We start from the raw sequence: 12,128 nt of genomic DNA on the forward strand, positions 1-12,128 counted from the left end.
CGTCGGCAGTCTTTGGTCATCGCCGGAACCGCCGAGGGCCCGGCCACGACAGAGGGAGCATGATCATGGGTGAGCTGACCGGCAAGACGGCGCTGGTGACGGGTGGATCGCGGGGGATCGGCCGGGCGGTGGCGCTGCGGCTGGCCGCGGAGGGTGCCCTGGTCGCCGTGCACTACGGCGGCAACGAGGACGCCGCCAAGGAGACCGTGGCGCGGATCGAGGCCGCGGGTGGCCGGGCGTTCGCCGTCCGGGCCCGCTTCGGCGAGGGCGGCGCGCTGGACCGGCTCTTCGAGGGGCTGACCGCGGGGCTGGCGGCACACGGTGCGGACGGCCTGGACATCCTGGTCAACAACGCGGGCATCATCTCCGGCAGTTCGATCGGACAGGTCACCGAGGAGGAGTTCACCGCACTGCTGGCGGTCAACGTCAGCACGCCGTTCTTCGTGATCAAGCGGGCGCTGCCGCTGCTCAACGACGGTGGCCGCATCATCAACATGGGCTCGACGGCCAGCCGGTTCGCGGTCTCCACGCAGATCGCGTACACCATCACCAAGGCGGCACTGGAGTCGATGGCGCCGTCGCTGGCCAATGAGCTCGGCCGGCGGGGGATCACGGTGAACACGGTGGCACCCGGCGCGGTGCGGACCGACATGACGGCGGGTCACACCGCGATTCCGGAGGTGGTCGCGGGGCTGGAGTCCATCACCGCGCTGGGCCGGCTCGGCGAGCCGGAGGACGTCGCCGACGTCGTCGGCTTCCTGGCGGGCCCGCAGGGGCGTTGGGTGACCGGCCAGACGGTCGACGTGTCGGGCGGCACCTACCTCGGCCCCATCGTGCCGGCGTGATCATCTCTGAGGGATAATCACCCGCATGCGGTTCGGAATCCTCGGAGAGACCAAGGCGTGGCGTGACGACGGGGCCGAGGTTCCGCTCGGCGGGCCGGCCCGGCGGGCGCTGCTGGCACTGTTGCTGGTCCGCCCCGGTGAGGTGGTCTCCGCCGACCGGCTGGCCGAGGAGGTCGACCCGGACGCGGAGCTGTCGGCGCACGCGGTGCAGTCCCAGGTGTCCCGGCTGCGGGCGGCCCTGGGGCAGACGGCGGCGATCGAACGGGCCGGGGCGGGCTACCGGATCGTGGTCGAGCCGGACGCCGTGGACGCCCGCCGGTTCGAGCGGCTGGCCGGCCAGGGCCGTGCCGCACTGCGGGACGGCGATGCGGAACGGGCGGTCGCGCTGCTGCGCGAGGCGCTCGGGCTGTGGCGGGGGCCCGCGCTGGCCGAGGTCGCAGAACGCGAGACGGCCCGGGCGGCGGCGGTACGGCTGGAGGAGCTGCGGCTCGCAGCGCTTGAGGACCGGTTCGAGGGGGCGCTTCGCCTCGGCGAGCACCGCGCGGCCGTACCGGAACTGCGCGAACTCGTCGGCCGCCACCCGCTCCGGGAACATCTGGCGGCGCTGCTGATGCGCGCGCTGTTCGCCGAGGGCGGCCAGGCCGAGGCGCTGGTGGTCTTCGAGGAGACCAGGCGCCACCTGGCCGACGAGCTCGGCGCCGACCCGTCGGCCGAACTGGCCGCCCTTCACCGGGAGTTGCTGAGCGCCGATCGGGCGCCGGCGCCGGCCGCACCGCCGGCACAACTGACCTCCTTCGTGGGCCGCGCCGGCGAGGTGGACGAGACAGCGGAGCTGCTGCGGGTGGCCCGCCTGGTCACCCTGGTCGGCCCCGGCGGTGTCGGGAAGACCCGGCTGGCCGTCGAGCTCGCCGGTGGCGTGACCGACGAGGTGTGCTTCGTCGAGCTGGCCCCGCTGCGCGACGGCGCCGCGCTGCCGCAGCTGCTGCTGGGCGCGCTCGGCCTGCGCGAGAGCGGGCTCCACCTGGACGGAGCGCGGGCACCGCTCGACCGCCTGATCACGGCGCTGTCGGACCGGGTGCTCCTGCTCGTCCTGGACAACTGCGAGCACCTGGTCGAGGAGACCGCCACGCTGGTGGCGCGGCTGCTGGCGACCTGCCCGCGGCTGCGGGTCCTGGCCACCAGCCGCGAACCGCTCGGCATCATCGGCGAGAGCCTGCAGTACGTCGGGCCGCTCGACGAGGACGCGGCGGTACGGCTGTTCACCGACCGGGCCGCCGCCGTGCGGCGCGGCTTCGCCGCCGATCCCGCTCTCCTGCGGAGGATCTGCACGGCGCTGGACGGCCTGCCGCTGGCCATCGAACTGACCGCGGCCCGGCTGCGCACGCTGGAGATCGCCGACCTCGCGGGACGGCTGGACGACGTGCTCGGGATCGCCGCGCGCGGCACCCGTACGGCCGACCAGCGCCACCGGACCCTGCGCTCGGTGGTCGCCTGGGGCTGGGACCTGCTCTCCGAACCCGAACGGCGGGCCGCCCGGCGGTTCGCGGTCTTCGCCGGCGGCGCGTCGGCCGAGGCGGCGGCGCAGGTGTGCGAGGCCGACGGCGAGACGCTGGAGTCGCTGGCGGACAAGTCCTTCCTGCAGGCCGGCCGCGGCCGGTACCGGATGCTGGAGACGATCCGTACCTTCGCCGCCGAACAGCTGGCGGCGGCGGGCGAGCAGGACGTGGCCGGCCGCGCCCACGCCCGGTACGTCCGGCAGCTGGTCCGGACCGCCGACCCGTACCTGCGCACGGCCGGACAGCTGGAATGGCTGCCGGTCGTCTCCGCCGTGCACGACGACCTCCTGACGGCGGTGCGTTGGGCCGTCGCGGCACAGGAGGTGGAGACGGCCCTGGAGCTGCTGGCCTCGGCCTCGGCCTACCTGTGGATCCGGGGCGCCTCCACGTCGGTGGCGGCCCACGCCGCCGCGCTGCTGCAGGAGGTCGGTGACCGGCCCCCGGCCGGGCGCGGTGAGGAGTACGCGGTGTGCGTGCTGCTCGCGGCGTCCGGCAGCGCCGGGCGGCCGCTCTGGCAGCAGCACCATGCCGCGGCCCGACAGGCGCTGGCCGAGGCCTGGCCGGGCGAGCGGGCGGGCCGGTACCCGGTCGCGCTGCTGGTGTGGATGATGCGGAGCGCCGGCCAGGCTCAGGCCGAGGACCGGCAGAGCGCGTTCGAGCTGGTCTCGGCCCAGCGTGACTGCCCCGAGCCGTGGGCGCGCGCGGTGGCCCGGTACGTGTCGGGATTCGGCTTCCTCGGTGCGGGCGACAGCCCGGGGGCCGAGCGCGCCTTCGCCCTGGCCGCCGACGAGTTCGGTGCGCTCGGCGACCGCTGGGGAGCCGCGTTGGCCCTGGACATGCTCGCCGGAGTGGCGGCCGGGCGCGGCGACCGGGTGGAGGCGGTCGCGCTGACCGATCGGGCCATCGCCCTGACCGAACAGCTCGGCGCCCTGGAGGACGCCGCCGACCTGCTCGTCAACCGGGGTGACCAGTTCGCCGCCGACGACCGTCCGGCGGCCGGAGCCGACTACGCGCGGGCCGCGGAGCTGGCCGTCGGCGCCGGCAGCGCCGACGGCCTCGCGGCCGCCCTGCGGGGGCAGGCCGACCTCGCCCTGTCCGAAGGCGACCTGGCCTCGGCGGAACGGCTCTACGCCGAGGCGCTGGAACGGATCGACCCGCACTGGATCAAGGCCCTCGGCAACCGGGTGCGCGCGCTCGCCGGGCTGGCCCGCGTCGCCGAACTGCGCGGCGACCACGCCACGGCCCGGACGCGCTACCGTACGGCTGCCGAGTCCGCGGCCGAGGCGGGCCACGACGCCCCGGCCGTGCTGAGCCTGCTCGGCCTTCCCGAGGCCGTCGTCGAGGCGGTGAGCCGGCGGTGAGCCCGCGGTGAGCACCCTCGGGCAGGCTCACCACCATGAAGAACCGCAACGTACTGATCTCCGGCGCCTCCGTCGCCGGCCCCGCCCTCGCCTACTGGCTCCACCGCCACGGCTTCAACCCCGTCATCGTGGAGCGCGCCCCCGCGCTGCGCGACGGCGGCTACGCCGTCGACTTCCGCGGTGAGGCGCACCTATCGATCCTGCGCCGGATGGGCATCCTGCCCGAGCTCGAACGCGCCCGTACCGGCACGGGCTCGATGTCCTACGTCAACAGCGCCGGAAAGCCGCAGGCCAAGCTGCCCGCCGACCTGTTCGCCGGGGATCTCGAGATCCTCCGCGGAGACCTCGCGCGCATCCTCTACGACGCCACCAAGGACCACACCGAGTACCTCTTCGGAGACTCCGTCACCTCGCTCACCGAGGACGCCGACGGCGTGACCGTCACCTTCGAGCGTGCCGCCCCCCGCAGGTTCGACCTGGTGATCGGCGCCGACGGGCTGCACTCCAACACCCGCCGCCTGGCCTTCGGTCCCGAGGAGGAGTTCGTCAGGCACCTCGGCGTCTACTGCGCGATCTTCACCACCGAGAACCACCTCGGCCTCGACCACACCGGGCACGCCTACCGCACCGCCGGCAAGCTCGTCGCGATGTACAGCGCGCGCCACAACTCCGAGGCCAAGGCCGTCTTCTACTTCGGCTCGCCGCGGCTGGGGCTGGACCGCCGGGACGTGGTGCGCCAGCAGGCCGTCCTCGCCGAGCACTTCACCGGCAGCGGCTGGCAGAGCGACCGGCTGCTCCACGACATGCGGTACGCGCCCGACTTCTACTTCGACTCCGTCGGGCAGGTGCACATGGACGCCTGGACGCGTGGCCGGGTCGCCCTGGTCGGCGACGCCGCCTACTGCCCCTCCTCCCTGTCGGGCATGGGCTCGGGTCTCGCCCTGGTCGGCGCGTACGTCCTGGCCGGAGAACTGGCCGCCGCCGACGGTGACCACCGCGTCGCCTACGCCCGCTACCAGGAGCAGGTGCGCGCGTACGCGACCGGCTGCCAGAAGATGGGTGACGGCGTCGCCAAGCTCATGGTCCCCGACAGCCGCCTGATGGCCTCCGTGCTCAACCGCTACTACAAGGTCATGCCCTACCTGCCGGGAAAGAACATGGCCGCCAGGATCGCCCGCAGGGCCGCCGAGAACATCACGCTCCCGGACTACCCCGTCGGCCGGCCGGGATCCTTTCCGCGGCGGGGTACGGCAGTCGGCTAACATCCGGCCCGGCGTGGCCCGGCGCTGGCCACGCCCGTACGCCCTGCGCCGGGGGCGTGCGGGAGGGAGGGTCGCGCCTTGCCTGCCTGACTCCCCGTAACCTCTGCGTACGCGAGCCGTTTATCCCATGGTCCGACCGACCTATGGGCTGAGGGGAATCCGCTGTGGCCACCGTGCCGTACCAGACTTCTGCCGAAACCGCCGAGAGGCTGATAGCCGAGGCGATGAGGCAGGGCACCAGCCATCTGACGACCGGGCTGGACGCGCCACCGGGCACGTACCTGCGGATCGGGGGCAGGGACCTGGTCAACTTCGGTACCTGTGGCTACCTCTCCCTCGAACAGGACGAGAGCATCCAGCGTGGCGCCATGGACGCGATCAGGCGCTTCGGCGTCCAGTTCTCGGTCTCACGGTCGTACGTGGCGTCCGGACTGAACCTCGAACTCGAAGAGCTGCTGCGGGAGATGTACGCCGGTCACCCCGTGCTCGTGTACTCCTCGACCTCGCTGTGCCACATCTCCGTACTGCCGGCACTGCTGGGGGCCGGCGACACCGCCGTGCTGGATCAGCAGGTCCACTTCAGCGTCCAGACGGCCGCCCAACTCGTGCGGCAGCAGGGGGTCGAGCTCGCGATGGTGCGGCACGGCGACCTGGACGCGCTGGAGCGGCGGCTCCGGCGCTCGGAGGCCACCGGCGAGAGGGTCTGGTACCTGATCGACGGCGTGTACTCGATGTTCGGTGACGTCGCGCCGGTCGAGGACCTCGTCCGGCTGATGGAGGCGTACCCCTCGCTGCACCTCTACGTGGACGACGCGCACGGCATGAGCTGGTACGGGCGGCACGGCGCGGGCTACGTCTTCGAGAAGCTCGGCCGGCGCCTGGGCGAGCGCGTGCTGCTCGTCACGACGCTCGCCAAGGGTTTCGGGACCATCGGCGGCGTCGCCGTGTTCCCCACCGAGGAGGCCTTCGGCAAGGTCCGGATCAACGGGGGTCCGCTGATGTACTCCCACCCGCTGCCGCCCCCGATGCTCGGGGCAGCGATCGCCTCCGCGCGGATCCATCTCTCCGCCCGGATCGAGGCCGTCCAGGCGGAACTGACACAGCGCCGGGACTACTGCAATGAGCTCCTCGCCGCCGCCGGCCTGCCCGTCGTCTCCGACCCCCGGACGCCGATCTACTTCATCGGTCTCGGTGAACCGGAGGTGAGTTACGGCATGGTGCGGCGCATGCTCGACGAGGGGTTCTACGTGAACCAGTCCTCCTTCCCCGTCGTCCCCCTCAAGAAGTCGGGCCTGCGCTTCACCCTCACCCGGCATGTCGACCGTGAGCACATCCGGGGGCTGGTCGAGGCCGTGGCGCGCCATCTCCCGCCGGCGCTCCACGAAGCCGGCCGCACGATGGCCGACGTCCGGTCGGCGTTCGGGCCCATGCTGCCTTAAGGCGCGCCTGACAGTCCTTGGCCGGTGCGGCGGCGGGAGGGGCGGCGGCCGGCTTCCGGTGGCCTCAGGCCCGTTCCGCCGCCAGGAGGGCGGCAGCGATGCGGCGTGCTCGTCGTGCGGGTTCCGGGCGCGGGCCCGACCCCCCGCCCTGCCGGGGGCGTCACCACCCCGATACCCGAGACCCCGCGGCCGTGACATCGCCGCGTCGCCCGGTTGGCGCCGGCCGGCGGGACAGGCGGCCCGCCGGCCGGTGCAATGGCAACGAGGGTGGTCAGGGCCACGCCGAGATCCGGCTGCCGGAACTGCCCGGAATGGACGGCGAAGTGTCTACGAGCAGTTCCGAGGACGTTGCCCGCGAGGCAGGCCCGCTGTTCCGCCTCGGGAGGGAACTCGCCATGGAGGACGCGGCGCAGCGGCGGCTTCACTACCACCTTCTGCGGCTGACCGTTGTCGGCCTCACCCAGGAGGACATGAGAGAGCTGAGCGAGCTCGGCCGCCTCGCGCTCTCGAACGCCGACACCTCCGAGCAGTCGGCCCGGATCAAGCAGCGGGCCGGTGCCGGCGCTCTCGCCGTGGCGATCGCCGGCATCGTCGAGCAGACCGGGAGCGGGCAGGTCATGCTCGGCGCGGTCCTCGGCGCGTACGCGGCGATCGGCGCGAACTCCGGTGTCGACCGTGAGGCGGCGGCGGTGATGGGGGCGGTCGGCGGTGCGACGGCCGCGTCGGCCGGCCCCTTCGTCCTCGAGCGGATCGGCGAAGTGGGCCTGCCGCATTACCTCAGCACACCCGACTGAAACCGCTCCTGGGAACCGGCCCGAATCCGAGGGCGACAGGCTCCGCCGAACGCCTGGCGAGTGCCCCGGTGATCCACCGGGCGGCCGTCCCCGGCGATCACGCCGCCGGGCCTGCGCGCGGCGTCCCGTCCCCCTAGGGTGGAGATGTGTGGCGCCCCGGGCGGCCGGTGTGCCGGCAGGTGCCCGGACCAGGCCGCGGCCGGACGTCGACGGCACCGTCCTCACCTGCACCGTCCCTGCCTGAAGCGTCCTCGCCTGGACCGCGCCACCGCGTCGGCCGCGCCGCTCCCCAGGCGGGCGCGGCCGCCCGGTCCTGACGCCCCACGGGAGCGAGGTGCGATGCGCCGATTGCCCGGCCGGCCGGAGCACCCGCGCCGAGCCCGCCCCGATCCGGCGGTGGTGCACCGCGCGGTCCGGGTCACCGCGGCCGCGTGCGTCGGCTTCTACACCTTCCGCTACGGCCTCCACCAGCCGGTGACGGCCACCTACGCGCTGTTCGGGGCGGTGGCGGTCGGTGTCCTCGCCCGGGTGGACGGTGACGCGCGAACCCGGGCGCGCACGCTGCTGCTGACGCTGCCGTTCGCCTGGGTGCTGGTGTGCCTGGGCACCGTCCTGGCCGTGCACACCGGGACGGCGGCGCTGGGGATGGCGGGCGTGGGCTTCGCGGTGGCCTTCGGCTCGGTGGGCGGGCCGCGGCTGGTCGGGCTGGCGAACGGGCTCCAGCTCTTCTACATCCTCCCGTGCTTCCCGCCCTATGCCCCGGACACCCTGCCGCAACGGCTGGCGGGCGTGGCGGTGGGTCTCCTGCTGCTCGCCGCGGCGGAGCGGCTGCTGTGGCCGGAGCCACCCCCGACGGACTACCGCGACCACCTGGCCCGCGCCGCCCAGGCGCTGGCGCGGCTGGCGGACCTGGCCGCCGCCGACTGCGCCGGCCGCCCGCCCACGGCGGGCCCGCTCACCGCACTCCTGCCCGGGGCGCCGCCCGACGGCCGCGCCCCGCCGGGGGCCCTGCCCGGCAGCCCGACCGAGGCGCCGGACGACTCGGCGGACGTGCCGGAGCGGGCCCTGGCCCTCCTCGATCAGCTGCGGTTCTCCCGGATCCCGATGATGGAGCGGCCCGCCGGGCCGGGTGCCGTCGATCGCGCCCTCACCCACTGCGCGACCACCCTGCACTACATCGGCGCCGAGTTGCTGCGGGTCCGCCGGCTCGCCCCCGTCGGCGGGCCCTACCCGCAGGCGGCCGTCCTGGTGGCGGCCACCGCCGACGCCCTGCGCAAGGCGGGAGCCGGGGTGCCGGCGGGCGGGCCGGTCCCCTCCTCCGCGCCGATCGAGGCGCGGATCGCCGCTTTCGAGGCCGCCCGCACCTCACCCGGGGCCGACTCCGGCCCCGCCCCTGGCTCAGGCCCCGCCCCAGGCCCCGACGCTGTGGCCGGGGCGGGGGCCGTGGTGGGCGGCGTGGCGGGCCCCGGGCGGACGGCGGCGGCCCGGCTGGGGCTCGGCACGGTCGCCCTGAACGCAGCCGAGGGCGCCCGCTTCCTCACCCTCGCCACCCGCACCGCCCGCCACGCGCCGCCACCGGCCGACGACACGCCTCCCGACCGGCGCCCCGGCCCGTTCTGGTACGCCCACGAGCCGGCCGCGATGCTCTGGTGGCGCCGCATCCGCGGCAACCTGACGACCCGCTCGGTGTACTTCCGCAACGCCCTGCGCACGGCCGGGGCTCTGAGCGCGGCCCGCCTGCTGGCCGGCGCCCTCGACCTCACCCACGGCTTCTGGGTGCTGCTGGCGACCCTCACCCTGATGCGCACCAGCGCCGCCGACACCCGGATGACGCTGCGTCCGGCCCTGGTCGGCACGGCCTGCGGCGCCGCCGTGACGGCCGTGCTGCTGCTGGGGGTCGGCGAGCACCCGGTCTTCTACGCGGCAGCCCTGCCGCCGGTGATGCTGTTCGCGTTCACCGTCGGCCCGGTGCTCGGGCTGGCCTGGGCGCAGGGGATGTTCACCGTCGTGGTCTCCATGGTCTTCACCCAGCTGGCCCCGGCCGGCTGGCGGCTGGCCGAGGCCAGGCTGGTCAACGTGGCCACCGGGGCGGCGGTCGGCATTCTCGCCGGGCTCTGTGCCTGGCCCCGTGGCGGCGGCCACGACCTGCGGCGGCGTACCGCCGAACTGCTCGACCAGAGCGCGGCGGCACTGAGCGAGACCGTCGCCGTGGTCACCGGGACAGGCCCGGCGCGGGGAGCCCTGCGCCGGGCCCGGCACTCCGGGCTGCTCACCGAGGCGCTGTACGCCCAGTACCGCAGCGAGCGGCACGATCCGGCAGAGGACGGGCCGAACTGGCAGGCCGCCGTGCTCACCGGGCAGCACACCGTTCGGGGCGCCGAGCCACTGCTGGCCCGCATCCCGCCCGGCACCGCGGCTACCGGCCCGGACGGGGCGGCGACGCTGGTGAGCCGTGCGGAGCAGGTCGCCGCGGCGTTCCGCCGGCAGGGTACGGCGTTGCTGGAGCGCAGCCCCGCCGGCACCATCGACCGGGCGCTGGCCGACGCCCGTGCCGCCCTGCGCGACGAGCGCGTGACGGCCACCCGGATGCCCGCCGACCCGGCGTCGCTGCACACCGTCGATGTGGCGCTCTGGCTCACCGGGCTGCTCGACGACCTGGCCCGGGTGCAGGACGGCGCCCGGTCGGCCCCCGACGACACACACTGACGCCGCCCGCCGCCCGCCGCCCGCCGCCCGCCGCCCGCCGCCCGCCGCCCGCCGCCCGGCGGGGCCGTCGCGTGCGAGGTCGCCACCGTCATGGGTGGGCGGCTGCCCGTCGCCCGGTCGGGACCGGGGCCACCGGGGCCTGCGGCAGAGCACGGCTGCGAGGTCGCCGTTGGCGGTGGGCGCCCGCCGGAGGGCGGGCGTCGGGCAGTTGCGGAGGTCCGGGCGAGCGTCGTCGGCGCGTTGGTCCGGCGCGGCCCGCCGGGGGTGTGAAGCTGTGCCCATGCTCGCTCACCACACCGGCCGGCTCGGCGGGGCGGACTGGCACGCGCCGCTGCTCGCCGATCCGTTGGCGACGTTGATGGCTGCCCGGCGTCTGCACGGCGACCTCGCTGTGCTGACGGACGGGGTGCCGGTGTTCTCCCGGGGGCTGGGTACGGCGGGCTGCGTCGCGGTCTTCGGCGCCGCCAACGTACGCGAAGTCCTGCTGGATGCCGAGACCTTCGGACGACCGGCCACCATGGCCGAGCGTGACGGGCTGCCGCCGGTGGTCGGTGCGCTGAGCTCGGGTCTGTTCAGTATGGGCGGCGCCGTCCACCGACAGCGCCGGCGGGCGTTCGGGCCGGTGTTCACCCGCCGGCTCGCCGACCGGTCTGCCGACCTGGTGGCTGGTGAAACCGCTGCGCTGACCGGGAGTTGGCGGCCGGGCGGCGTCGTCGGGCTCTGTGAGGAGATGAACCGGCTGGCGCGGGTGCTGGTGGGCGGACTGCTGTTCGGTACCACCGCCGAGGTCCGCGGCCTCGGCGACGGTTGCCACCGCCTGCTGGCCCTGCGCCGCCGGTACGCCGCAACCGGCCCGTCGGACCGCGGACTTCGGTCCGGGCTGCACGCCGAGATCGCCACCGTGGGCGGCGACCTCCACGCCGCCCTGCGGGCCCGGATCGGGTACCACCGGGCGTCGGGCCGCCCGGTCGGTGAGGCCGGCTGCCTGCTGGCGCGGCTGGGCCAGGTCCGTGACGAGTCCGGACGGCTGCTGCCGGAGGGGGAGCTCGCCGCCCACGCCAACGCGTTCTTCCTGGCCGGCAGCGAACCGTTGGCCGCCGCGCTCGTCTGGACGATTCTGCTTCTCACCCAACTCGACGATCTACGCGGTGAGTTGTGCGAACGGCTGCGTTCGGGAGAGGGGGCCGGCGGCCGAGGGCCGGAGCTGCTCGAAGCCGTGGTCCGGGAGAGCCTTCGCGTCCTGCCCTCGAATGCCGTGATGGTGCGGGTGACCACGCGGGAGGCCCTTCTCGGCGGGCACCGGCTTCCGCCCCGGTGCGAGCTGTTGGTCTCCCCGTTCGTCGCCCACCGGGCGTTCGCCGGCGAGGCGCAGGCGGCGGCATTCGATCCGGGCCGGTGGAGTTCGGCGCGTCCCCGGGCCTTCGACTACCTGCCGTTCGGGGGCGGGGGCCGCTACTGCCTCGGCCGCCAACTGGCCATGACGGCACTGACAGGCGCCCTGGCCGTGATCCTCGGCCGGTGGGACCTCGGCCTGGCCGGGGACCAGGAGATCGACTGGCGGCTGCGCGCGACCCTGGTGCCGGCCGAGGAGGTGCGACTGCTGGTCCACGAGCCCGGCCGCGGCCCGGCCGGGGGAGGGCGGGTCGGCGGGCCCCTGCGCAGGCTGGTCCGGCTGCCCTGACCCGCGGGGCCCACCGCCCCGACCCGGACGGGGCCGGCTGTATCGACCCGGACGGCCGACTGCGTTGACCCGTACGGCCGACATCGACTTGACGACTCGTCACTTGTTCTTGACGATCCGTCACTGTTCGTGCACATATGGACAACTCCAGCATGTTTCCACCTGATTGGGGTGATCTGTATGGGCAATCCATCGAACGCCGGAGGCAAGTCCTCGGCGCGAGGTCCGACGGTGAACGGACGCGCGGCGGAGCACAGCATCCAGCTGCGGTCCCCGAAGATCGAGCTCGGCTTCGAGCTCACGGAGGAGCGGAAGCAGGCCATCACCACCTGCCTGCGCAACGGCAAACTCCGGATGACCGCGCACAACGCCAGCATCGACATCCTCGACGGCGACATCCGCGCCGAGGACGGCTACATCTGGGACTGACCGTCACGCCGGTGGCCTCCTCTCGCGCGGCGGGGGGAGGCCACCGGCCACACCG

General features: G+C 74.6%; 8 protein-coding genes. All 8 read left to right on the plus strand.

Annotated elements, in window-relative coordinates:
* Positions 1–65: 65 nt before the first annotated feature.
* A complete protein-coding gene (locus ACZ6NC_RS02455) occupies positions 66–845 on the plus strand; it encodes an SDR family oxidoreductase (protein WP_465728105.1) in 780 nt (259 codons plus the stop codon).
* A gap of 25 nt (positions 846–870) precedes the next feature.
* Positions 871–3,762, plus strand: a complete 2,892-nt coding sequence (locus ACZ6NC_RS02460; RefSeq protein WP_465728107.1) for a BTAD domain-containing putative transcriptional regulator — start codon at positions 871–873, stop codon at positions 3,760–3,762.
* Positions 3,763–3,797: 35 nt separating this feature from the next.
* Positions 3,798–5,024: an FAD-dependent monooxygenase gene (locus tag ACZ6NC_RS02465; RefSeq protein ID WP_465728109.1), complete on the plus strand. Its 1,227-nt coding sequence runs from the start codon at positions 3,798–3,800 to the stop codon at positions 5,022–5,024.
* A 164-nt stretch (positions 5,025–5,188) separates the two neighbouring features.
* Entirely contained in the window at positions 5,189–6,463 is a 1,275-nt protein-coding gene (locus ACZ6NC_RS02470) for an aminotransferase class I/II-fold pyridoxal phosphate-dependent enzyme (protein ID WP_465728111.1), read from the plus strand.
* 323 nt (positions 6,464–6,786) lie between these two features.
* Positions 6,787–7,257 carry a hypothetical protein gene (locus tag ACZ6NC_RS02475; RefSeq protein ID WP_465728113.1) on the plus strand — a complete coding sequence of 157 codons (471 nt, stop codon included), beginning with the start codon at positions 6,787–6,789 and terminating at the stop codon, positions 7,255–7,257.
* Positions 7,258–7,596: 339 nt separating this feature from the next.
* Positions 7,597–9,963 (plus strand): FUSC family protein, encoded by a 2,367-nt coding sequence (locus ACZ6NC_RS02480; RefSeq protein ID WP_465728115.1) that lies wholly within the window; start codon positions 7,597–7,599, stop codon positions 9,961–9,963.
* A gap of 280 nt (positions 9,964–10,243) precedes the next feature.
* Entirely contained in the window at positions 10,244–11,644 is a 1,401-nt protein-coding gene (locus ACZ6NC_RS02485) for a cytochrome P450 (RefSeq protein ID WP_465728117.1), read from the plus strand.
* Between the two features lie 231 nt (positions 11,645–11,875).
* Positions 11,876–12,073, plus strand: coding sequence for an aminopyruvatide family RiPP (gene apyA / locus ACZ6NC_RS02490; RefSeq protein WP_465728119.1), 198 nt, complete (start codon positions 11,876–11,878; stop codon positions 12,071–12,073).
* The last annotated feature ends 55 nt before the right edge of the window (positions 12,074–12,128 follow it).

The organism is Kitasatospora sp. NPDC041988 (assembly GCF_055588525.1).